This window comes from Streptomyces sp. NPDC019890, from assembly GCF_044903445.1.
GTDB lineage: Bacteria > Actinomycetota > Actinomycetes > Streptomycetales > Streptomycetaceae > Streptomyces.
In genome coordinates, this window is the sequence record NZ_JBJDQK010000001.1 from 904,811 (window position 1) to 928,707 (window position 23,897).

Sequence of the window (23,897 nt, forward strand, 5' to 3'; positions counted from 1 at the left end):
AGCGCCCTGCTTCTGAACCAAGTGCTGCATTTCGCAGGTGCGGACGGCACCTGTTTCCTACGCTTCGACGGCAGGCCAACGACAAACAGGTACGTGGGGGCGGCGTAATGGCGCGTGTGATCGTGGTGCACGGAGTGGGGCAGCAGTTACTGGGGCGCCGTACCCTGCAACACCCGGTAGCGGCGGCGCTCCTGGACGGCGTGGAACTGACCGAGCCATCACTGGCCTTGAGCGAGCCGGACGTCGGCGTGGCGTTCTATGGCCACATCTTCCGGAAGGCTGGCACCAAGGGCACCGAGGCCCCTCGCAGCGCAGCAGACATCGCCGATGCGTTCGAGGCGGAGTTGGTCGAGCAGTGGTGGCGGGCCGCCGTGGAAGCCGAGCCGGACAGGGTGGCTGAGGCGGCCCGGGCAGGGGGAAAGGCACCCACTCCGGTGACGGTCCAGCACATGATCAACGCTCTGCTGCGGTCACGGTGCTTGTCCACCGCCACGGCCGAGCGTTTCCTGCTGGGGGTGCTCCGGCAGGTACGGCGGTACTTCACCGAAGAGGATGTACGGGCGGCAGCGGTCACGGCGGTCGCGGACCGCGTCAGCGCGGACACGCGGGTGCTGGTAGGGCACTCGCTGGGATCGGTGGTGGCCTATGAAGCGCTCTGTGCGCATCCGCACTGGCCAGTGCGGACACTGGTGACGCTGGGGTCTCCGCTGGGCATGCCCAGGCTGATCTTCAATCGGCTGCTGCCGACGCCGACTGCCGGGCGGGGGATCTGGCCCCCGGGCGTGGCGGCCTGGTCGAACATCAACGACCGACACGACGTCGTGGCCTCAGTGAAACAGCTCGGACCCTTGTTCGACAGCCCCGGACGGGCGGTGACCGATCTCACGGTGGACAACGGATGGAAGGTCCACGACCTCCTCCATCACCTGACGGCCCAACAGGTCGGACGGGCGATCGCCGATGCCTTGAAGACCACCCCGTGACCGGGCCGGCCGGGACGGGGCGCCGGTTCCTGGTCGCATTCGGCGCCTCCCAGTACACCGCAGAGGACCTGCCCGACCTCCCCGGCGTGGAGGCCGATCTGCCCGCCGTCATGGAAGCGCTCAGAGCCTGCGGCTACCAGGCAGCGGATCCCTTCCCGCTGCTGAACCCGGGCGAGCCAGGCCACGTGACCCGGCCCCTCCTGGACTGGCTCCAGCAGGACCACACCGAAGGCGACACCCTGATCGTCTACTACAGCGGACACGGCAACGATGGCTTCGACGCCCACTACCTGCTGTGCCGCGACTCGCGGACCAGCCCGGCCGAGCTCGAGGAAACCGCGCTGGCCGCCACCCGACTAGTGAGCCTGCCAGCCAAGAGCGACGTCCAGCACCTGCTGCTGATCATCGACGCCTGCTACGCCGGGCGGGGGGCGGCGGAAGCCCTCGCCCACGCGGTCAAGCTCGCCGTCGCCGCTGCGCCGGGAGCCGATCTGCGGTTCCTGCGCTCTTTTGGAGTACTTGCCGCCGCACGGGCCGGCGAGCAGGCCCAGGACGGGACGTTCAGCACCGCGCTTGCGAACGTGCTGAGCGACCGCACCCGGCTGGGCAACCGTGCCAGCCACCTGACCTTGCCCGAGCTGGCGCGCGCGCTGAACGCCGAGTTCCGCCGCCTAGAGGTCGACCAGCACGCCGACTGGTCCCAACTCTGCGACGACACGATCGACGGCGATCAGGACACTGGCTTCTTCCCCAATCCCTACTACGTTCCCCACTTGCACAATGAAGGACGCGACTTCGACCTAGCCGAACAGCAGACCTACATCCATGCTCTCGAGCAGCGCGCCTCCGCAGAACCACACGAAGGCGACGGCCTCTACCTCCCCATGCCCATGAGGGCGGTTGAACTGCGGAGCGAAGCCGCGCTGACCGAGCACTTCCTGCCTCGCGGATCCGGGCTGCAAAGCGTGCGCGACGTGGGTCACTTCTTCACCGGCCGCAGCACGGTGCTCACCAAACTCGCCGGCTGGCTGCGCGGCGACAGCGACCAAGCAGTACGGCTGATGGTGGTCACCGGCCCCCCGGGAGTGGGCAAGTCCTCCGTTCTCGGAAGGCTGGTCGCCCGCTCCCACCCCGACACACGCGACGCTATCCCGCAGGACACCATCCTCGTCTCCACCGACGTGCCTGAAAAGATCATCGACGCCGCCGTCCACGCCCGGCACTACACACTCACCGAGCTGATCACCGCGCTCGCTCACGCCGCCGGACTGGACGCCGCCACCGAACAGGACCTGATCGAAGGCCTGCGGCAAAGGCGCCGCCCGTTCGTGGCCGTCATCGACGCCCTCGACGAGGCAGGCACCACAGCCGACGAGGGGGCGCGCATTGCCGCCTTCCTGGCCCGCCTGACTGCGGCGGTGCCCACCCTGCGCGTGCTGGCCGGCACCCGGCCCCAGCTCGTCCAGGCCATCACCACAAACGAGGAACACCTGGCGATACTCGACCTCGCCGAGCCGCAATGGACCTTGGTGGGCGACCTGACGAGCTACGCCGAACAGCTGCTCCACGCGCCCCACGGCCCGGGCAGCAGCAGCCCACTGCCCGACGCCTTCATCCGCCACATCGTCGGCGACATCGCACAGAACGCCTACCCCGTGTACCTCAACGCCCGCCTGATGGCCCGCGGCATCGCCACAAGCACCCAGCACCCCCCCGACAACCGGCCTATCACCCTGCCCACCCCCGCCGCCCAGGCCCCGAGCCTGGAGCACAGCGTCGGCACCACCTTCCGCTGGGCCCTCAAACAACAACTCGGCCCCGAAGCAGCCGCCTACGTGCGCGCAATGCTCCGCCCCCTGGCCTTCGCCCGCGGCCAAGGGCTGCCCCTCCACGACATCTGGCCCGTCCTGGCCACCGCCACCGACGGCAGCCGCATCACCGCCGACCGACTACTCGAACTCCTCCACAGTGGTGAAGCCGGCCCCTACGTCGTCGAAGCACTCGATGACGACGGACGCTCCGTCTACCGCCTCTACCACCAAGCGCTCGCCGACGACCTCGCCCAAGAAGCACCCCAGAACTACGAGAAGGCGCTGTACGACGCCCTGCTCACCACCATCCCCCGCACCTCGGCCGGCGCCCGCGACTGGACCCAGGCCGACCCCTACCTGCTACGCCATCTCCCTGACCATGCCAACGCCGCACAACATCTGGACGACCTGGTCACCGACCCCGACTTCCTCATCCACGCCCGCCCTGAGACCCTCGTCCTCACCTTACGCACCCTCCGCACTGCCAATGCCGTTGCGGCCGCCACTGTCTATCGCGCATCTCTCGAGCAGCACCGCCACGCCACCCCGGATGCAAGACGCCACATCCTGGCCCGGGACGCCACCCGCTACCGACTAACCCATCTTCACCAGTCACTGGTCCACGGCCTGCCCGCGAACAGCTGGAAACCCATTTGGGCCACCGGAAGCGCCGCCCCCTCACCAGCGCTGCTGGACACCCTCGCCGGCCACACCGAATGCGTGAGCGCGGTGGCCTGCACCATCCTCAATGGTCGCCCCATCGCCGTTACCGGCAGCTGGGATGGGACGGTGCGGTTGTGGGAGTTGGAGGTCGGCCGGGCAGTGGGTGAACCCCTTAGAGGGCATGACGGCCGGGTGGTCGCGGTGGCGTGCACCACGGTCAACGATAGGTCGATCGCCGTCACGGGCGGCGAGGATGGGACGGTGCGGCTGTGGGACCTAGCGGCCGGCCGGGCAGTGGGTGAACCCCTGAGGGGGCATGACGGCCGGGTGGTCGCGGTGGCGTGCACCACGGTCAACGATAGGTCGATCGCCGTCACGGGCGGCGAGGATGGGACGGTGCGGTTGTGGGAGTTGGAGGTCGGCCGGGCAGTGGGTGAACCCCTTAGAGGGCACGACGGCACAGTGGCTGCGGTCGCTGGCGGCACGATCAACGACCGGCCGGTGGCCGTAACCGTCGGCCATGACAACACAATGCGGGTTTGGGATCTGCCGGTTGGCCAGGCCATGCGTGCCCCCCTCCGTCACCGCGGCAAGGTGGTGGCATGCGGCGTGGTCAATGGCCGCCCTGTGGCCGTGACCGACGGCGGTGATCATCGCATGTGGGTGTGGGATTTGGCGGCGGACGAGCGCGTTGCCGAACCCCTCCGCGGTCGCGATCACGACCTCGACGTGGCTGCGGTGGCGCTGGGCACATTCAACGGCCAGCCGATGGCCGTGACCGGCGGCTACGACGCCACGGTACGGGTGTGGGACCTGGCCGTCGGCCAGGCTGTAGGCGAACCCCTCCGCGGGCATGACAGTTGGGTGCGCGGGGTGGCGTTCACGACAGTCAACGATAGGCCGATCGCCGTCACCGGCGGCCACGACAAGACAGTACGGCTATGGGACCTAGCGGCGGACCAGACCGTTGGCCAACCCCTCCGCGGGCACACCGGCAATGTAGACGCGGTGGCCTGCACCACACTCAACGGCCGGCCTGTGGCCGTGACTGGCGCGGGCTTTGATGACCATGTGTATGCATGGGACCTGACGGCTGGCCAAGTCCTTAGCGAAAACTTCATGCGGTGCGACGAGTGGGTGGGTGCCGTGGCGTGCACTACGGTAAACGGTCATCCGATGGCTCTGATTGGCGGCTCGGACGGGGCATGGGTATGGGATCTGGCGTCCGACCAGGCCTTTGTCGTAGAAACTGATCCCATCACCGAGCACGACGGCGCGGTGACAGCGGTAGCGTGCGCCACGGTCAAGGGCCGCCCATTGGCCGTGACGAGCGGTCACGACTCGACGGTGCGGATGTGGGATCTAGCGGCCGGCCGGGCCGTTGGAAAACCCCTCACCGGACACGACGGCTCAGTGGATGCGGTGGCATGCACCACGGTCAAAGGCCAGCCGGTGGCCGTGACCGGCGGTCACGACTCGACGGTGCGGATCTGGGACCTGACGACCGGCCAGGCCGTTGGAAAACCCCTCACCGGACACGACGGTTTCGTGAATGCGGTGGCATGCGCCACGGTCAAAGGCCAGCCGGTGGCCGTGACCGGCGGTCACGACTCGACGGTGCGGATCTGGGACCTGACGACCGGCCAGGCCGTTGGAAAACCCCTCACCGGACACGACGGCTCAGTGAATGCGGTGGCATGCGCCACGGTCAAAGGCCAGCCGGTGGCTGTCACCGGCGGCCGAGATCGGACAGTGCAGATCTGGAACTTGAAGCAGTTTCGCTCCACCGGGACCCTGCATATGCCAACAAGCGTTGGTGCTTGCGCGATGAGCACAGATGAGACGCTGGTAGTGGGCACCGGCAACGATGTGATGGTTTTCAGACGGGACGGACGTGCGTCCGGCGCATAGGCCCGCCCACGCGCTGACGTTCGGCCTGACCCGACCTGGTCTCCTGATACTCCATCCGCGGTGGACCGGGAATCTTCGGCGACAACCCCAGCGCGGTCCAGAAATGGAGCTGGCCACGGCATCCTCACAGGCTTATGCCCGGCCGTGGCTTCATGGCGGGATCGACCTGATGTCGCCGCCTAACTACTCCGACGGAGCCAGGATGACCGTCCGCATCACCTTTACCAACAGCGCAACCCAGACGTTCCGCACCGACTTCGTCTGCTGCACCGCCAGCGCCAGCCCGCTGTTCACCCCGCACGGCACCGACGCGCCAGCCGCAAGGCCGCACGCCGCCACGACTCTGCGGTCGTACGGGAACGACTTAACTCCACACAGAGCAGGAACGCAGAAATTCTCCAATATTCCTGGGAATTCCCGCACTCGACCAGATCGTGGCTCACGAAATCTGCGTGAAGGGCACCGATGTGTGAGGTGGTTAAGCAGTCATGGTGCACAACAAAGAAGCACTCCTATGGATCTTCGCTCCGCTCGGCTTGGTTGGCTGTCTCCATGAACATTCCTGCATATCGACTCCAGTCACGCCTCGTGTCCTCGACTCTGCTCCTTTGCTTCATGAATGGGATTTCATCCTCCATTCGCGCCCAGGAGAGCAGAAGCAAACTGAGAACTCGTGATGTCTCCTCATCTCGCCCCATAGCCTTCGCTATCGATTTCCCCATGGGGTGCGTGGTGTTTAGTGACACGATGAGCTTCCCGGCAACGCTCTTGACGGAAAACATTTCAGGCCCCGACCAGGCAGTGGACTCGAGAATTACGCGGACGCCTTGAGCCGTGGGGCCCTTATCTTCTGCAGCGTCCGGACCTGCTGTCGACTCGTTGGCTGAATCTTCCTGAGGCTGGGTCTGCACGGTCGACGCGGTTTCGGGCTCTGGACCAACAAGTGGAGCAGGATTGGGGGCTTTCGGAGATGAACCAGGCTGATGCCCAGGCCAAGGGCGGTTCAAGGCATCGTCCAAGATCCCCACTATGGGCGGCTCTGAGCCTTCCTCGCTATAATGCGCGGCCACCCACAAGGGACGAAACCGTTCAAGCTCGGCCTTGATGGATTCGGATCTACCCAGGGTCAACAGCGCTGCCGCCATTGCTTCAAGCCTCAGCCATGCTGGGAAGCTCTTGCCGTTGAGTATGTTCGCCGCTGCTTGATGAGAGATTGCGTCTCGGACGAAATCCACCTCTGCGGCAGTCGAGCTAATCTTGCGCGTGCCCGGACATCCGGCATTGCGATAGATTGCATGCACTGCTTCAAGCAGAGTGCGATGAGCCCCCAGTGGCAGTTCAGACGTGGACGGCATCGAGATTCTTCGAGGTCTCCCGCGCACTAATCCCCCTTTGGTCGTCGTGTCAACTCACGACCCCATCAGCTTCTCTATCACTGCCTGCGCTATGCCGCCTGCGATGGCCGAGCACACGGCGATGAATGCCGTGCTGATGAGTCCGTACCTCTTTCGCTCTCGGTTGGTGGAGCCTTCTGATCCCTGGTCCAGATCGTCGTCCATGCATTAATTCTCAGCAGCTGCTCTGGCCGGAAGAACAACAGTGGACGCAAGTTGACAAGACTTTACACACGGCCAACCTTCGCGAGCGCTAGTTCAGAGAAATCCCGTACGAGGAAGTCGGGCGCGGCGTCGCGATTTCTCTGGGGCTTCGACCTGTGGCGTGAGCGGGATTGAACGACTCAGTGCAGCTCAGCGTCGATGCAGTCCACCGTTGCGAAACAACATGTGTGGCGCCATCGCTGGATCGAGCGATGGTCCATGCAGCTGCTGACCGGGGCCGGGGCGGGGCCCGCGTCCGGCCGGGCGTGGGCTGTGGCTGGGCGTCTCGCAGTCTCCGGCGGGCCGGTGGCCCGCGTCCCCGGTCGGGCGGCAGGCCGAGGCCCCGTACAGGGCCGCCAGGTGCTCGTGTACGGTTCGCGCGAGCCGGACGGCTAGGGCGAGCTGCTCGCCGTCCATCGACTCCAGCCGCGGCAGCCCGGCGGCGGCAGGCGCTCCACAACGGGCTGCCGCCGTCGGCGCTTCGCGTTGGCGGGCGTCGGCCGCTCGCTGAGATCCCCTGCGTTCGGTGGTCGGGTCACTCCCGTTGGATGGCCCGGCTGAGTCCATAGACCAGCGTCGTTGCGAAGATCCACCCCAGGCACGTGAAGAACGAGGTGACCCACACCCAACCGTGCAGCGGGAACCAGACGGCGCGCTGGCCGAGGCTTACCACGGGCAGTAGCAGGTCCAGGGAGTAGACCCAGCCGAAGAACGACGGTGGGGTGTTCGCGGTCGTCTTCGTATGCTCCGGCGGGCAGGCGGGGATATTGCCCTGAGCCTGCTGCAAGCATGAGGGGATGCCGTCCAGGTTGTTTGCCAGCGCGATCTGTCCGTAGTAGTCGAGGAGGTAGAACAGCAAGCCCCCTAGAGCCCACGCCCCTACGAACCACCGGATGATCCAAAAAGGGTGGTGGCCATACCCAATGGTCAACCGCAGGAGCCGGCGTAACCCCCTCCTCCAGCTGTTCGGCAGTTCCTTCGCCCTCGCGTCCTCGCCAGCGACCAGCACCTCGCGGGCCGCTGCCGATTTGCCAGCGGCGCGGTAGACCTTGGCCAGCTGCTGGTACACCTGCCGAGACTGCGTCCCGGCGGACGAGCTGCTCAACCACTCCTTACGGCGGCCTGTCAGGCTCTGGTCGCCTTCCTCCAGAGTCTCGTACGTGAAGTGGTCGAGCCGGGTCCGAGCGGGCCACACGAACCCGGTGTCGTCCAGTTGCAAGACTCGCGCGTACGACAGGTCGATTTCTCCGTTGATCGTTCGCTCGCTCGGTTTGGCCAGCCGGAGCGTGCCTGTGATCTCGGCGCCCCGCAGGTTGAGCAGCGTTCCGTCGGCAGCGGTGAGTTTGGCGCCGTCGATCGTGAGCTCGACGCCGATGCTGGCGCTCTCCAGGTTGACGGTGCCGGTTGCGGCGAACCTGTGGAGCAGACGGATCCCTTGCAGCGCCTCCACCCGGCTCGCGCTGAGCGCTTCCCCGTTCGGATTATGTAGGGATGCCCTGGAGGATTCGATCTTGCCTTTGATTTGCGAGCCGTCCAGAACGACCGATCCCACGGCGGAGAAGCGGTTCCCGAAGTCGAGGTTGTGGTGTACGACAAGGCGGGTGGCGTTGACGGCCACCGCACCCACATCGGTGTGAAACCGGCCACCTGACCAGTCGGCGTGCCCCCTGACTTCGGCTCCGATCAGGCGCACTGTTCCTGTAGCGTGAAAATCGTTGGCTAGCAGGAGATCGCTGCCAACGATCAAGCCGGGGGCCGACAGCGCAGGTCCCCCCTGGCCGTCGAAGCTCCCGCCTTGGCAGTCCAATTGGCCGCCGATCTCGGAGTCAGCCAGCACCACGCTGCCGGTTGCCTGGAATTTCACCGCGTGCGGGCTGCCGGGATCCGCGATCTTGGCGAGGCGAACGTTGCGCCCTACCCGGACGCCTTGCGCGGAGATCGCTACACCCGCGCCGTTATTGAACTGGCCGCCTTCCCATGAGAGGTTTCCGCGAATGTCGGCGCCGTCCAACAGGACCATCCCCGTCGCCCGGAAGCCAGTCCGGCACAGCATGTTCTGTTCTACTCGGGCCCGCGACATCTCCAGCGCTGGTCTCCCTCCGCCCTGGATGAACTCGCCCTTGGTGCAGTCGAGTCGGCCGCCGATCTGGCAGTTCGTGATGTCTACCCCGCCGACGGCCCGGAACCCGTTGTTGAATCGGACGCTCTGGGCCACCTGCAGTCCCACAGCCTGTAGCGCTGCGCCCGTGCCGTGGTCCAGTTGAGCGCCAGCGCAGTCCAGCTCGCCGATGCGGGCTGCGTTCAGCAGGACGGCGCCGACCACTTCGCAGTTGGGCGCCATGCAAAGGTTCCCGGCAACCACGAGCTCGTCTGCGTGCAGCGCCGTCTCGCCAGCATGTCGCAACCGCGCCCCATCGAACTTGAGCCGCCCGCCGATCTGGGCGCCGACCAAGCTTACCGGGCCCTCACTCCTGAAGCCCTTGTCGCAGTACATGCCGCGCCCGACTGTCAGGGCGTCCGCCGCGAGCGCGTCGTTGTGGCTCCGTGAGACGCCGAGCAGTTTGGTGTTCCGGAGTACCAACTGTCCGTCGATTCGGGCGCCGATCAGAGTGACACCGTTGCGGATGGTGCAGTTCTCTGCCTTGAAGCTATGCCGGGTGTGGAGCTGGGTCGCTTCGATGCTGGGGAGGTGGCAATTGATCAGATAGATGCCGGAGGCCTCGGCCTGGTCGAGCACCAGCGTGTCGTCGAAATAGCACGAGACCAGCTTCAGGTGGCATGTTAGGGCCAGATGCTCCAGGTCCAGCCTCCCGGTGATGCGGGCACCGGCTAGCACCAGCTTGCGCGGTCGACAGCGTTCTGTTCTGCCCAGCAGGATCTGACGGATCAGGTCGGCCCGCACCTGCCGATCGGACCCCCAGGTTGCCCCGGTGTTGACGTCTACCTGGGACGGATCGCCCGGCGCGAGGTTGACCGCGTCCTCAGGCGCTGACAGCTTGTCGTGGTGGTGCACTGCGTCCCACCGGGCGAGGGCGTCCCAGAGTCGGGACTCGGGGCTCGTCAGGTCCCTGCGCGTCAGATAATGCGGGGACAGGGCCATCGAGGTCTCCAGATACTGGCTCAGCGGACGCAGACGCCACGTCTCCCAGGCTATGAGCGGACGCCTTGCGGAGCATCCAAGGTTAGGCCGCTCGTGCTGCGCAACTGCCTACGCTGATTCGCGGCACCGGTCCGGGACCAGTCCTGTGATCCTGGGCTCCACGCACTTCACCGGCGCTGGTGCCCTTGCTCTGGGCAACCGCCAGGAGGCTGTGTCCGACGACTCCTGGGGCGGCCGGTGGTGCTCGGTGGTCCGCGACTGCAACGACGGCGGCTGGCGCGAGTACGACGACGCCGTCCCGGTCATCGCGACCACCCTGGAGCTGCTGGCCGAGCACGGCCGGCGCCGCTCCCGGGCCGGGCTGCACCACCGGCATCACCCCGTCCCGTGGCGCCGGGGTGTAACTTCAGCCAGATCATGAACAGGCCCAAATCCCGGACCGCCTGTGGCCACGCCCGGCCCGTCGCCTTGCACCACCGCAGGTACAGCGCGACGCCGCTGTCGTACGCCTTCGTCGTCAGCTCGGCCCGGTCCCGCCCGAACCGAAGGTTTCGCAGCCAGTGATCGGCGACGGCGACGACCTCCAGGTCGTCATCAAGGACCGTCCAGTATTTCTGCCCGGACGGCATCACCACGGGAAACGCCCGCATCAGCAACTCCTGCTTCGAGTCGTGCAACAACCCGCCGCAGAGCCACACCCCCTGAGAACGAGTCCCAGGAGATCAACGAACCCACCTCACCCCACGTCACACCACAGCCGATCCACCCCCAGAGAACGCGATGCCGGACGGCCGAGTGGTGGCGCTCACCGACGAGGCCCTGGCGCACATGCCGCTTCCGACGAAGCGCACCATGGAGGTGCTCGGTTTCGTCCCGGGGCAGGACATCGACCCGATCTCCTACAGCCGACCGTATTATGCGGGTCCTGGCGGCCCGGGAGCTGATCGGCCGTACGCCCTGCTGGTTGAGGCGCTCGCCCGTACTGGCTCCGTGGGCGTAGTCAAGATCGCCATCAGGAGTCGCGAGCGCCTGGCTCTGCTGCGACCACGGCACGGGGTGCTGGTTCTTCAAACTTTGCTCTGGGAGGACGAGCTGCGTGAGCCAGGTGACCTTGCCCCGTCGACACCGGTCACGGATCGTGAGCTGGAGCTCGCCGAGGTCTTGATCAGTGAGCTGACCGGCATCGAAGTAGGCGAACTGCATGACGAGTACGCGCACGCCCTTGAGCAGCTGGTCACCGCCAAGGTGTCTGGTGGAGAGCTCCCCGGGGTGGCGGAGGGCGGGCCCGCGCCAGCGATGGATCTGATGGCCGCGCTGGAAGAGAGCGTACGGACAGCGCGGGCCGCGCGTGGGGAGTGATGGTGCCGAGAAACGCAGAGCAGCGGGATCAGGCGGGCTGCTCAACGACGGTGACGCCGACGACGCCTTCGTACCAGCGGCTGTCCGCCACGGGCACCGCAGTTTCGATGCCGAGCACCGGGGCGACCTCCGCCAAGCTCACGTAGTCGTATCCCTGCTCGCCGAGCCGATACGCCATCAGCTCACCGCTGACCGGGGTCGGAAAGTGCGGACGCTCGCTGCCGTACGCCAGCAGCGCCGCGAGGATCTCCGTCACGGCCCGTCCTAGACGGCGACCGCGGACCTCATCAGTGCGGACTACGTCCATCAACGCCGCCCAGCGGTCGGCGTACGGGCCTGTGGGGGCTGGCCATCCCGTTTCGCCGGGCACCGGGTAGTCGACGCCGTAGCGCAGCCACACCGCCAGCTCGCCCTTGAGCATGTCGAGGGACAGATCGCCGAGCCGCCGGCTGCTGCGTCCCATCAGGAGCCTCAGCGACTCGGCGATCCCGGCGACGACCAGGTGCCGCTCGATCTCCTGCAGTTCGACGCGACGGCGCCAGGTCCCGCCGGGCCACCGCTCGCGCCACGCGACGATAGCCTCCGCCCACGGCCACACGCTGGTGTACGGGTGTTGGCCGCCATGGACGCGCGCGTACTCCTCGGCGTGCTCCTGCAGTTGTGTATCCGGATCCCACGCCATCGGGCCAACCCCTTCATCGACTTCAGTAAGCAGTCTGCCCGCTTACGGCACCGCGCGGATGCCCTTTGAGGGAGCGTGAAGTTGTCCAGATTGACGGACCTCAAGGGCTCTTGAGCGACCGGACACTCTTCTCGGCGACCGCGAGCCCGTGGCGGCTGCTGTGGCTGGATCGTCCGTTCACAGCAGCAGCTTGCTACGGTCCGCGTATGACGCTGCCTGTGCCTCGCGCTGTTGATCTACGTCGGGAGCCGGTTGATGAAGTACTGGACCGCGTGGAGCGGTCGCTGCAGGTCCGTCTCGACCGGGACACAGTGGTACGCAAGCGCCGCTCCGTCGGGGGGCGGACGGACCGCGACACGTGGATGCGGATCGAGCGGCGCGGATTCGACCGGATCCGCGCCCAGGGCTGGAACGGCCCGGAAGCCACTGCCGTCCTGAGCGGCGTCGCCATGCCCCGGTGGTACGCGGGGTTTGCCTGGCGCGAGCGGGGGGAATCCGGCCGCGTCGTTCGTCGTCAGGTAGGCGTTGACCTGCACCCGCTCGTGAGACCACCACTGCAACGCCCTGCACGCGACCTCCATGGTCGGGTCGAAGACGTTGGCCTGGTCGAGGATGAGCGTTGCCCCTTCCCGTAAGAGATCGCGCAGGCGGTGCATGTTGACCATGGGGATTGCCTGCCCCCGAGGGCTGATGCTGTCGGTGAAGTACACCGCGGGGTGCACCTCCTCGCCCTTCCGGAAGCACCGAAACTGCGGCCGGTTCAGGCTCCTGCGCATGGCGATATCGAGCAGCCCGCTCGGGGTCAGGACACGGGAGACGAGTTCCGGATCGTCTATCTGCCCCCGCACGAAGCCCTTGCCCAGCTCGTGCGATCCCTTCCATCCAAGGGCTGTCTCGATAGCGCTGATCAACCGGTGCTCCAAGGCTTCCTCCTCATGGGGTCGATCACGTGATGCGGACGACCGGGGCCCGCACGTTGACCGCGCGGGCCCCGTCGTGTGCCGCTACTCGGTGTCGTGCAGATTGCCGTCGCCACCCGGCCACGGGGAGTCGCCGGAACTGCCCGCATTGTCGGACCGGAGGCTGTCGTACCGGTCGTGGACGGTGGTCAGTTCCTCCACCGCCACAAGAAGGCTCCTGGCTGGCGGCGGGTTCACGCTCTCTGCCACCTCGTGCTCCTTCCCCTTCGGTTCCGAACTTGAGTTCGGACGGAAGGTCCGAGTCAACCCGGACGGCTCCCGGGACAGAAGGCGGGATCCGGACAAGCTATGCGCGCCTGCCAGCCCCTGCCATCATCCGCACACCAGCCACGTGGAGAGAATGGAGCTCGGCCCCGCCGTTCAGCACCACCCGCATAAGGACCTGTCGTGACCAGCGAGACCTCCGTACCCCCGACGTCGCAGGCCGGCTTCTGGGAGGAGCACCGGACCTGCTTTCTCACTACGACCCGGCCCGACGGGAGCCCCCACCTGGTGCCCGTCGGTGTGACCTACGACCCGGAAACCCGCATCGCCCGCGTCATCAGCAGCGGCACCAGCAAGAAGGTCCGCAACGTACGCGACGCTGGCCCAGGCGTCCCTGTCGCAATCAGCCAGGCCGAGGGACGCCGTTGGTGCACCCTCGAAGGCACTGCCGTCATCAAGGACGACGCGGCGTCCGTGGCCGATGCCGAGCGCCGCTACGCCGAGCGCTACAAGCCCCCGCGCCCCAATCCAGAGCGCGTGGTCATCGAAATCACGGTCACCCGGGCTATGGGCACCGCAAAGCCGCCCGGCTGGTGACAGCACAAGGCTCAAGGGTGCTCTGGCAGATCAGCTTCTACGGTCCGAGACCCCGTGCAGCACTACTGGAGGGGCTCCGGATGGTGCAGCAAGTGGCGGGGGCTACGCCATCCACCGACAAAACGAGAAACAGTTCGCCCACTACTGGGCGAGCGTCCGGGCATCTGAAGACGCCCTGCACCAGACCAGGTAGCCCCCTGGGAGGCAGCAAAACCCCCGGCTGGCGGCACCGGACTGGCGGGGTCGATGTTGGCGCTTATAGCAGTGGATCCCCGGTTAGCGAAACCGGGGATCCACCGCACCATTAAGAAATCCACCGCCATTGCCCTGACCACCACGTCGAGAGGCATCACCACGCACCAGGCCCTAACTTCACACGACACCCGGCCTGCCCCAGCGCTCGACGCGGACACGCCTGGCTTGTTACGCCGCGGCGTAGCTGAGGCGGAACAGTTCCTGGGCCCGCTCCAGGTCCCGGTCCGTGCGCAGCCGCACCTCCAGGTCGCCGGTTCCGTGATGGCCGAGTCCGGTCACGTCCCGGGTGAACCCGGGGACGAGGTCGACCTTCGCCGGGTCGGCCTTGAGGTAGACAAGGAGCTTGGTCTGCTGCGGCGGGCAGACGCAGGCGAAGTTCCGCAGCCGCTGGTACGCGCGGTAGGTCCTGTTCTCTGCCTTGGTGATGTCGTCACCAAGCCCGAGCAGCACCTCGTCAACTGCGGCAGCCAGCTCAGCCATCGCCCCCTCCGCCCGACGGGCGCGCGGCACCTCAGCCGCGCGGCGTCGACGGGCAGCCCTGGGGGCAGCCGTCTGTCCGGTGACGGAGGCCACCGTCTCAAGACCGACGTGCTCGTTGCCGAAGAAGCGGTAGCGGACCAGGTCGATGCTGCGCCGGTGTTCGCGCACGGCATGGACGTCGTATCGGGTGAAGTCGCCGGCCACGCAGATCAGCCTCGGTGCGCTCCAAAGTACCTGGGCCGCGACCGCGGCCCCGAGCCGATCGCGGACCAGGTGCCCGAACTCCGCCTTGTGGTCCATCAACCACGACAGATAGAAGAGGCCCTGGTTGATGACGCCCGCATCGGTCGCGCGCTTGTACTCGACGATCACGGGAGCGCCGTTCTCATCGATGCCCAGCGAGTCGATCCGCCCACCGTGCACAGGGCCGGTGCTGTACTCGCTCGCCAGGAACCGCACCCCCACCATCGTCTCCATGTGCGCCTCGATGAGGTCCTGCACATCCCCCTCGACCTCAGCCAGACGCGGCGCGACCTCCGTCACGCCGCTTTTCGTGTTGAACAGCTTCAGGCCCGACACCTTCCCCTCCTCGCCTCCGCGTCCTGCAACAGCAGACGGAGGCAAGATTGTTTCCGGGAAGGTCTTCGGGCCTGTGAAGATGGTGTGAGACGCTACGTACCGGCTTCCGGGACGCATCCGTCCCAGATCCCACATGCGTCCCACGCGTTGCCGGGACGAGCGCTGGAAGACTGCGTTTACGCAGGTCAGCCCCCGTAGCTCAGTGGATAGAGCACGTGCCTTCTAAGCGCCTGCTCCATGTTTCTATCTTCCTGGTGCGGTGCACCACCGCTCACGCAAAGGGCACCCGTCCGACAACGACCCGGGTGGTTGGAGTTCGGTTCACCTCTGCTCGCCCTCGAGCTCTTCGGGGTCGGGGTCGGGGTCGATCCACGCTGGCTGCAGGGCAGCCTTCGACATCAGTACCGGCACCTGGTGACGAGCAGTGGTCCGGGGACCGATCAGTACCGTCGGTGCATGTCCATCGAGTACCTGAAGAAAATCCTCCAGATACCACTGAGCATTTCCGATCTACGCCCTGTCGAGTGAAGATCGTTTCTGGACGATCGCGAGGAGTGCGTGCAGCAGGCCGGTGATCCGGTTCGGGCTGAGGCGGACTAGGTCGAGGATCCGCCACCGTTTGAGGACGGCGAAGGCCCTTTCTATCGGCACTCGGAGCTTGGTGTGGGCGCGGTTGGCCCGTTTCTCGTGGCGTTGCTGCTCTTGCCCTTCGGGCGTCTGACCGGGGTGCGGATGGTTCCTCCGGCACCCTGGTAACCGGAGTCCGCAGCGGTCTCGATGTCGGTGGCGGTGACCGCGTTGAAGTGACCACGAAGCTCCTTGCTCCGTAGCGGTGGTTGACACTTTCGCAACGGGCAGGGAGCTTCGTGCATCACGGCCCAACCGTCACCCGATCCAAGCACGATCGAAAGAGCTCACTAACTCTGCCGGTCATGGAGCCGCGCGCCTATGCACGGCTGATCGCCAGCCTCGCACTGTCGGCGGCACCTAGATGAATGAGTCCAAGGGGTGTGGTTGCGGTAAGTGATCGTAGGCGGTCAGTGACCGCTTGGTCGGCTGTCCGGTTTTGTCGTTGTGCCAAATCGCCGCTGTGAGCGCGAGGATCCGGCACAGGACGCGGACTGCCACCCCTGCCGGGCTCTTGCCGCCGTGTCGTTCCACCCGCATTGAGGCCCCGGATCCGGATCGCGACCTGGATCACCGACTTCCACAACACGCGCCAGCTGCGCAGTATGTGCGAGTGGATGAACCCGATCGACTACGAACACGACTACTGGGCCGGCCTCACCGAGGTGCCGGCTGCAACCGCTACCGGCCGACTTGCACGAACGATGCCCAAAGGGCCAGGGGCAGAATGCCGGAGACGGCCCGTTGTGTCCGTGCCAGTGCCGTGGCCGGCGTCTCCCCCCGAGCCAGGCGACGATGGTAGTCGGCCATGAAATCAGGAGCGGTCGTGTCATCGACAGGCCACAGCGCAGCGAGGACGGACCGAGCGCCTGCGGCGAGCAGGAGCGGTGCGGGACCGATCGCCTCGTCGGGCAGGCGTGTTCCGGTCAGCCCTGAGTCACAAGCGCTGAGGACCAGATGGACGGGAGACGGCAAGGTCCTGCCGAACAGATCGGCCAGCAAGACTCCGGGGCCGAAGCGCAGGACCGAGTTGAGTGGATCACCGAAATCAATCGTGAAGTGGCAGGCGATATGCGCCACATCCACGTTTTGCAGTCGGAGGAGGAATTCGTCGCCGGCGTCGGCGCCGCCGACCGTCGCTTGCTCAGTGGCCCGAAAGGCCGCGCTTTCGGCGGATGTTCTGCTGCGGCGCAAGGCACGACCGGGTGTGACGGCACCGACCGATACGGCGACGCACTCGTCGGCGTGTCCGTAGCAGGAGGCTACCCGGTGAGCCTCGGACTCGATCGCGGGCAGGTGCTCGGTGCCTGCGCCCGCGTCGCAGACGACCGTCGCCCTGGGTGCCGCAGGCCACGGCTCTTCGTGGCCGACCGAGCGTGCGTTCGGCAGTACGCACGGGATGGTTCGCTCGAACAGCGCCTCGCCCTCCTCACTCCGCGCGACCGCGAGCGGTAGCGCGGCGAGTCGGCCGACCGGAATCAGTCCGACCGCGCTCGCGCCCTCCAGGGCCCTCGCAGTGTCCAAGGCATCGATGATCCTCGTGACCACGGTTCGCCATGTCCAGTCCAGCAGCGCTTCGACGGCCCCGTTCCACAGGCCGAGTTGGGCTTCTGCCTCAGCGGGGCAGTTCGCGGCGTCGTCCGCTTCGAACGTCTCACGCAGGCCGTCGAGTACCTCGCCGATCTCCGATGTGGTCACGTCGAGAGGGACCGGGGTCACCACCCCGTCCGGAGTGACGACCAGACCAATTCCGGCGGCATAGGTGGCCGCCCAGTACACCAGGGGACCGTTCAGGCGCCGAGCAGCCGCGACAACGTCGCTGAAGACAACCTTGTCCACAGGCCGCCCCGCGACCTCGGCGAGAAGCGTGGCGGACGCCTGTTCGAGGTGGACCACGGCCCGCTCCGGTGCTCCGACCCGTACAGCGGCCAGTGCCGCCACCGCGGCCGTACCCTGCACCGCGAGGCGAGCCCGCTCGCGGTCCGCGAGACGGGGACGCACCGCTGTCAGAACCCGAGCGGCGTCGAGGGACAGCGAGAGGGCCTGCTCGCACTTGTCCCACTGTCCGATCTGGAAGGCAACGTCACCCAACCGCTGTCCGGCGAACTGGGTGATGAAAGGCAGCTCCGCTGCGAGGGCGTCGTCCCACAGGTCGCAGGCCCGCTGCAGGTCACCAAGGTTGTCGGGCGGACCGGTCAGCTCGGCTCTGGAGGCGTAGTGACAACCGAGGGTGTAGGCGATGCGGGCGTATACAGAGGAATTCTCATCCGCTTGGTCAAGGGCCATCTCGTAGCAGGTGACCGCGGCTTCGAAGTCCTCGCGCGAGTCCGTCAGCTCAGCGCGCGACGACAGCAAGGAGGCCAAGTTCATCCGGTAGATCACAGAGTTCGGGGACTCCTCCGGCGTCAGGTCCAGGGCCTCCCGTGCGTAGCGGACGGCCTGGTCGAGGTCGGCGACAGCCGTGCGGACCTGGCCGTCGGACCGCATGATCAGCGCCTTGCTCTCGTACATACTTCCGGCAGCGGCGAGGGCGATGGCCCGTTCCTGCGACGGTGCGCTCCGCTTCCTAAGGACGGGAAGGACACAGGCGATGCCCTCCATCAGGTCCCGCCGCTCATGCGTCAGCTCGAAGCGTTGGTGGAGCGCGTGCGCGAGGTTGACGCGAAGCACCATCTCGATGTCGAGACGGGTGCCCGCGTCGAGTACCTCACTCGCCAGTGAGATCGCCTGGTCGAGGTCGTCACGGTTCCCGTCGCGCTCGAACCGCTCGGTGACGGTCAAACAGATCTGATTGGCGAGGATCGCGAGATCCTGCGCCCCGAGGCCCTCACGCGTCCGTGCGTCCTCGGCCGTGGAGATCGCGATGTCCAACTGCAAACGGTCGCCACGGTGTTCGTAGCGCGCGAAGTCCAGCACCGCCGTCGTACCGAGGTAGCCCGCCCGCCCCGGGGAGTCTTCGGGCAACAAGGTGAGCGCCCGCCCCATGGCCACGCCCGCCTCTTCCAAGTGCTTCTCGCTCCCGTCCCGGTCGAACTGCGCCAGCCGTACCTGGGCCAGGGTGTCCCACCAGTTCGCGTGGTCCTGGGCCCGCATCGGTCCGACAGGCTCCAGCCGCATCAGGGAAGCTGCCTCATCCAGTCGGTCTCCCGCCCCGACCCCGGCTCCGTGAGCGGCCAGAAGCGCCAGAGCGAGGTTGGCCCGGGTACCCGTGACGGTGCCCGGCTCCGGGTCGGTGAGGGCGATCCCGTACGTCGTGATCGCGCGCTCCAGATCCGCCGGGTCCCGCCGGAGACCAAAACGCTTGCTGTACGCGGTCCCGAGGTTCGAGGCGATCTTGATCCGGCCCTCGTCGCCGATGCCCTCGTCCGCGAGCGCAGGCTCGAGCAGCGCGACGGTCTCCTCCAGATGGTCGGCGCGATCCCGCTCCTCCCAAGAGGTGAGCAGCGCGTTCGCCAGGTTGACCCGGTCGGTGACCCAGGTGCTCTCGTCACCGGCGCGGACGCGCGTGCGGCCTAGTTCGATCGCCGCCTCCAGATCCGCGAGCGCGGCCGCTCCGCGGCGGCGGAAGCGCCTGACCAGATCGACGGTTAAGCAGACCTCGACCCGCCGGCCGGTGTCGGCGTCAAGCGTCAGGGCCAGCAGTTCTCGGCCGACCTGTACCGATTCATCCTCCAGGTCCGCTAGTTTGTCCTCGTCGTCGATTTTGTCGTCAAGCGCCCGCTGCAGACGTTCGTAGTGCAGAACCCTGGCTCGCACGTGTTCTTCGCAGTCCGCGATCGCGGGCGGGAGCATATCCACAGTTGCGAGTCTAGGGTCCACGGATCCGCGACGACGGAACTCCACGGCGCCCCGCACCCGTCGACAGTGAGGGCTGTCCATGAGCGCTCGCCACGCCGCCGTACGACTCGCCGAACTCTGGCCGCGGCTGCCGGTGTTGATCGGCCCCGACTGGCTGGAGCTGAGGCCGCGGTTCGTGGACGGGATCGGCGCACTGGCGACCGCAGACGGCGACCGGGCAGAGCATGCTGAGCGGTTACTGGCCCTGGCCGAAGAACTCCCGGCTCTCCAAGCACTGTTGGAGCCCGCGGATGGAGAATGTGTGCCGGAGAGCACTCGCGAGCCCGCCTGGCAAGACGTCGCCGTCGCTCTCTTGGCGGCGGACCCCGCAGGGCAGTTCGACCGGACACTGCACGCCGTCACGGAGGCGCTGGGGCCGTACGCGGACGGCCGACGGATCACGGACACGCTCCTCGCGGCGGGGATCGCCACCGCGCTCGGGCTCGACGCGAACGCCTTCAGCGAACCGGAGGAGTGGACGGAGTCGGGACACCTCGGGAAGCGGTCGAGCATCCTCGGGGGTTCCGCCCCCCGGCTGGTTCCCTGGGCCGATCCGCTGCCCTGGTTCCGCGAGCGGCCCGACGAGGCGCAGTGGGTCTCCGACACCTGGCAGATCGCCGTCGGTGACCGGTCCGGGATCCGTCTGCTGCTCACCGACGGGACCGGCGTGAACACGGAGACGGCGGCGGTGCTTTCGCTGGGCACCGGTGTCGCCTCCGTCCTGCACCGTACGGAGGCGACAGACGCGCGGGAGGTGCCCCGCTGGAGTTGGCCACTGCGCCTCGCAATCCTGCCCGGAGCCGGTCCCGCCGCGCGGCTGCGGAGCGTGTTGCTGGCCGCGGCCGAGACGAACGCTGGGCTGATCACTCCAGTCGCAGCCTCGGGACGCTGGAGCCGCACGTCGTTGCTGCTGGTTCCGCACACCGGGGGCGGCGACGTGGTCCACTCCCCCGGTCAACCGCAGGCCACCGCCGTGGTCGTGGTGAGTGAGTCGCCCGAACTCGTCCCGCCGCCCGAGGAGTTACGATCCCTGGCCACCCGACATCGGGCCGCCATCGCCGCGATGGCGCACACAGGCCCGTCACCACAGCGTTGGCTGAACATCTTGCTCGACCGGCTTTCCCAGGACCTCCCTCTCGACATGGCGTTATACGGAGCGGCCCAGGAGTGCGGCGCGCTCCCGCCTGTCATCGGCGCGGACCCCCGTTTCCTCGACGCCACCCGGATCCGTCCGGTGCTGGCCGCCGTCCCACCCGATGCCCTGCGGCCTTCCGAAGAGGCCCGAGTGGGCCGCGCGCTGCGCGGCGGCCCCGGGCCCGACGGCACCGGTCTCACCCCGGAGGCCGCCGGTGACCTGCGTGCGATCGCCGACCGCGCCCGGCGGGTACCCGCGCGTTACGTCCGGGCCGACGTGGTCGGACCGGACGGAGCCATCCCGGCCCCCTATATCGCACCGCACCTCGCTTTCCATGTCAGGGTGTTCCTCGCAGCCAACGCCCGGGTCGACTCCGAGGAGCCTCCTTTTCCCGCCGACGCCCTGCCTCCGGGACGGACGCACCGGCTGACAGTCCTCGCCACGGATCTCACTCCCGTGCCGGGCCCCGACCGCACCGCGGCACAGGAGATCGAGCTGTCGGGGGACGGCGACAGCACCTCCGCGGTCCTGCGGTTCTCGGCGGGCGCTCCCGGAACCGACGTACTGATCCGGATCGCCGTCCTGTACGGCTCGCGGGTCCTCCAGACAGGGGTGCTGAGCGGTCGGGTCGGGGCGCAGGAGCCACCCAAGTTCCGCGTCGAGTCCGTGATCCGGGCCCGTACCGACGAGCTCGACCTAGCGCAGCCCCATGACGCGACACTCCTTGTCGGCCACACGGCGAACGGCCTGCCGCTCGTCACCACGCGCACCGAGGAGTTCCTGCACCGCAGCACATCGCACGACCTCCGCAGAACCCTTCAGGTACTGCTCGCCGGCCTCAAGGCACTGGTCAACGGCGCCGACCGCTTCGGCGGCTACGGGAATCCCGAATTCGCCACGTTGTTGACCGAGTTGGCGCGGCGCGGCCGCAGACTGCGCAAGACCTTGTTCCCGGACGGCTGGGAGACGGACGGACTCGTCCAGCAGCTGCGACGGGCGCACAGCATCTCGGTGTACTCGGCGGGGCCGGAGGCGATCCTGCCCATCGAGTTGCTGTACGACCGCGAGCTGGACACGGGGCCCGGCCGATCGCTGCGGCTGTGCCCGCACGCCCCCTCGCGGGTGGACGACGACGGATGCGAGGGGTGCCCGGAGCGGGACGAGCAGTCGACCGTCTGCCCCTTCGGTTTCTGGGGGACGTCGAAAGTGATCGAGCGTCACGTCCGGCGGGAATCGGACGACGCCCGTTTCGCCCTCGGCGTCAGCCCGGACATCGACTGGCACGCCTGCTCTCTCACGCCGGTCTGCGCCGCCGCCTCCGCGCGGGCCGACGACAACGACGACCGTGCTTGGACCACCGCGGCGGCGGCCCTGACGGACGGGGACCCGGAGGCCGTGCGACTCGCCGCCGACTGGGCGGACCTGAACACGCTCGTCCGCAAGATGCGCGACCTGAACACCCCGCCCGGTGTGGTCCTCCTCTTCCCGCACTCCAGCGAGAACGCCGACGGCGTCGTGTTCCTCACCCTGGGCGAGAGCGACGAGGTGGACGTCATCGACGGGATGGAATTCCTCTTCGCCCGTGACGGCGGGACGGAACCGGTCATCCTCCTGCTGGGCTGCGCGACCGCCGACGGGCCCACACCCTTCTCTAACGCGTCCACCGCCCTGCTGGACGACGGCGCACCGGGTGTCGTCGCCACCGCGGTCCCCGTGCTTGGTCAGCACATCGTCCCGGTCGGCGTACGGCTGCTGACGGAGCTACGGGCCGCGGCCTCCGGAACTTCGGGTTCGCCTCTCGGCGAGGCTCTGCTCAGGGCCCGCCGGAAGCTGCTGACAAGTGGCGACGCGTGCGTGCTCGCACTGGTGGGATTCGGCGACACCGACTGGGTGGTGCGGGCCCGGAATGCGTCGCGCACCGCGGAGGAGGGAACGCCGTGATCACCGTGGAGGCACTGCCGGCCCGCGCGGGTGACTGCCTGTGGGTGGAGTGGGACGACGGCGGGCGACGCCGGAGGATGCTCATCGACGGTGGCACGGTCGGCGCGGGACCGGCCCTCGCCGAGCGGTTCGCGCGTCAGCCCGTCGGCGAACGGGACTTCGAGCTGATCGTGTGCACCCATCTCGACGACGACCACATCGGCGGGCTGCTCGCCCTGCTCACCTCGCCGCCGGAGGGGTTCGGCACGCGGGACATCTGGTTCAATGGCCAACGTCACCTTCTGCCGCCCGACATGCTCGGTATGCCCAAGGCCGAGAAACTCACGGCACTGCTCGCGGCGGCCGGAACACCCTGGAACGCAGCGACGGGGGGCAGGGCAGTGGTCGTACCGACGGACGACGGCGAACCGCTGCCCGTGGTCGAACTGCCCGGACTCACCTTGACCCTCCTCTCTCCGACCTTCGAGGGGCTCGCGGCCCTGCGCGACACCTGGGACGAGTGGCAGGCGGAACAGCGGCGGAAGGCGCGGGGGGAACCCCCGGCGCCACCGGACCTGCTCGGGCCGCCGCAGCCCGCCGAGGAGATCCCCTGGCACCAACTGGCCCTCGAGTACACGCCGGACAAGGCGCCGGCCAACGGCTCCAGCATCGCCTTCTGCGCCGAGCACACCGGCGACGGCAGCCGGGTGCTGTTCACCGGTGACGCCCACGCCGAGGTCCTGGTCGGTTCGCTGGAGCGTCTCGCGTCCGACGGTCGCTACCGGGTGGACCTGTGCAAGGTGCCGCACCACGGCAGTGCGCACAACACCAGTCCGGAACTGCTGGCGGTGCTCGACTGCGACCAGTGGCTGATCACCACCCACGGCGGCCACAAGGTCAGAGGGGACAAGCCTGAGTACCTACCCTCGGAGGGCTCGCATCCGAGTCGGCCGACCATGGCACGGCTCGTTCTCGGGACCCGGTGGCCGACAGTGTGGTTCAACTACCGGGCACCCAGCACCGAGCGGTACGAGGACGGATTCCTGCAGCAGCGGCTGGGCTTCAGCGCGAAGTACCCCCCGCACGGCACCGGGGGCATCACGCTCGTCGTCGAGCGCGGCACGGTGACGCAGGCTCCGCCGCCACCGGGCTGAATCCGGCCCCGTCGGCCCGTAC

The 23,897-nt window shown here is 67.6% G+C and carries 15 protein-coding genes and 2 pseudogenes; 7 read left to right on the top strand and 10 right to left on the bottom strand.

What is annotated here, in order from left to right; all coding sequences use genetic code 11:
• Positions 1 to 107: 107 nt before the first annotated feature.
• Entirely contained in the window at positions 108 to 983 is an 876-nt protein-coding gene (locus tag ACI2LP_RS04080; protein ID WP_404722967.1) for a hypothetical protein, read from the top strand.
• A complete protein-coding gene (locus ACI2LP_RS04085) occupies positions 980 to 5,368 on the top strand; it encodes an AAA family ATPase (protein WP_404722968.1) in 4,389 nt (1,462 codons plus the stop codon). Before ACI2LP_RS04080 ends, ACI2LP_RS04085 begins: the two co-directional genes overlap by 4 nt.
• 512 nt (positions 5,369 to 5,880) lie before the next feature.
• On the opposite strand, the gene ACI2LP_RS04090 is transcribed toward ACI2LP_RS04085, so the two are convergent.
• The 4 genes from ACI2LP_RS04090 to ACI2LP_RS04105 all read right to left on the bottom strand — a co-directional run bounded on the left by ACI2LP_RS04090 (position 5,881) and on the right by ACI2LP_RS04105 (position 10,716).
• Entirely contained in the window at positions 5,881 to 6,669 is a 789-nt protein-coding gene (locus tag ACI2LP_RS04090) for a hypothetical protein (protein WP_404722969.1), read from the bottom strand.
• Positions 6,670 to 6,777: 108 nt separating this feature from the next.
• Positions 6,778 to 6,927, bottom strand: a complete 150-nt coding sequence (locus ACI2LP_RS04095) for a hypothetical protein (RefSeq protein ID WP_404722970.1) — start codon at positions 6,925 to 6,927, stop codon at positions 6,778 to 6,780.
• A gap of 574 nt (positions 6,928 to 7,501) precedes the next feature.
• On the bottom strand, positions 7,502 to 10,066 hold the full coding sequence (locus ACI2LP_RS04100) for a hypothetical protein (RefSeq protein WP_404722971.1): 2,565 nt from the start codon (positions 10,064 to 10,066) through the stop codon (positions 7,502 to 7,504).
• Between the two features lie 302 nt (positions 10,067 to 10,368).
• The gene (locus ACI2LP_RS04105; protein WP_404722972.1) at positions 10,369 to 10,716 is read right to left on the bottom strand and encodes a hypothetical protein; all 348 of its coding nucleotides are present in this window, start codon (positions 10,714 to 10,716) and stop codon (positions 10,369 to 10,371) included.
• A 130-nt stretch (positions 10,717 to 10,846) separates the two neighbouring features.
• On the opposite strand from ACI2LP_RS04105, the gene ACI2LP_RS04110 reads away from it, so the two are divergent.
• Positions 10,847 to 11,425, top strand: coding sequence for a Ku protein (locus tag ACI2LP_RS04110; RefSeq protein WP_404722973.1), 579 nt, complete (start codon positions 10,847 to 10,849; stop codon positions 11,423 to 11,425).
• Between the two features lie 28 nt (positions 11,426 to 11,453).
• On the opposite strand, the gene ACI2LP_RS04115 is transcribed toward ACI2LP_RS04110, so the two are convergent.
• Entirely contained in the window at positions 11,454 to 12,107 is a 654-nt protein-coding gene (locus ACI2LP_RS04115) for a hypothetical protein (RefSeq protein ID WP_404722974.1), read from the bottom strand.
• A 206-nt stretch (positions 12,108 to 12,313) separates the two neighbouring features.
• On the opposite strand from ACI2LP_RS04115, the pseudogene ACI2LP_RS04120 reads away from it, so the two are divergent.
• Positions 12,314 to 12,601, top strand: a pseudogene (locus tag ACI2LP_RS04120) (hypothetical protein); the annotation flags it as partial.
• On the opposite strand, the pseudogene ACI2LP_RS04125 reads toward ACI2LP_RS04120, so the two are convergent.
• Both ACI2LP_RS04125 and ACI2LP_RS04130 read right to left on the bottom strand, forming a co-directional pair.
• Positions 12,596 to 13,030: pseudogene (locus ACI2LP_RS04125) on the bottom strand (cupin); the annotation flags it as partial. The pseudogenes ACI2LP_RS04120 and ACI2LP_RS04125 sit on opposite strands and share 6 nt — an antisense overlap.
• Before the next feature lie 81 nt (positions 13,031 to 13,111).
• On the bottom strand, positions 13,112 to 13,276 hold the full coding sequence (locus tag ACI2LP_RS04130) for a hypothetical protein (RefSeq protein ID WP_404722975.1): 165 nt from the start codon (positions 13,274 to 13,276) through the stop codon (positions 13,112 to 13,114).
• Between the two features lie 198 nt (positions 13,277 to 13,474).
• Here ACI2LP_RS04130 and ACI2LP_RS04135 point away from each other — a divergent pair, with 198 nt between their 5' ends.
• Positions 13,475 to 13,888 (top strand): pyridoxamine 5'-phosphate oxidase family protein, encoded by a 414-nt coding sequence (locus tag ACI2LP_RS04135; protein ID WP_404722976.1) that lies wholly within the window; start codon positions 13,475 to 13,477, stop codon positions 13,886 to 13,888.
• Between the two features lie 423 nt (positions 13,889 to 14,311).
• Here the strand turns inward: ACI2LP_RS04135 and ACI2LP_RS04140 are convergent, their stop codons facing one another.
• The 3 genes from ACI2LP_RS04140 to ACI2LP_RS04150 all read right to left on the bottom strand — a co-directional run bounded on the left by ACI2LP_RS04140 (position 14,312) and on the right by ACI2LP_RS04150 (position 19,621).
• Positions 14,312 to 15,202, bottom strand: coding sequence for a DUF5655 domain-containing protein (locus ACI2LP_RS04140; RefSeq protein WP_404722977.1), 891 nt, complete (start codon positions 15,200 to 15,202; stop codon positions 14,312 to 14,314).
• 510 nt (positions 15,203 to 15,712) lie between these two features.
• The gene (locus ACI2LP_RS04145; RefSeq protein WP_404722978.1) at positions 15,713 to 16,045 is read right to left on the bottom strand and encodes a transposase family protein; all 333 of its coding nucleotides are present in this window, start codon (positions 16,043 to 16,045) and stop codon (positions 15,713 to 15,715) included.
• Between the two features lie 465 nt (positions 16,046 to 16,510).
• Positions 16,511 to 19,621, bottom strand: coding sequence for a CHAT domain-containing protein (locus tag ACI2LP_RS04150; protein ID WP_404723055.1), 3,111 nt, complete (start codon positions 19,619 to 19,621; stop codon positions 16,511 to 16,513).
• A gap of 85 nt (positions 19,622 to 19,706) precedes the next feature.
• Between ACI2LP_RS04150 and ACI2LP_RS04155 the strand changes: the two genes are divergently transcribed.
• Entirely contained in the window at positions 19,707 to 22,742 is a 3,036-nt protein-coding gene (locus tag ACI2LP_RS04155) for a hypothetical protein (RefSeq protein ID WP_404722979.1), read from the top strand.
• Positions 22,739 to 23,875, top strand: coding sequence for a ComEC/Rec2 family competence protein (locus ACI2LP_RS04160; RefSeq protein ID WP_404722980.1), 1,137 nt, complete (start codon positions 22,739 to 22,741; stop codon positions 23,873 to 23,875). The genes ACI2LP_RS04155 and ACI2LP_RS04160 overlap by 4 nt, the downstream gene beginning before the upstream one ends.
• Positions 23,876 to 23,897: the final 22 nt, after the last annotated feature.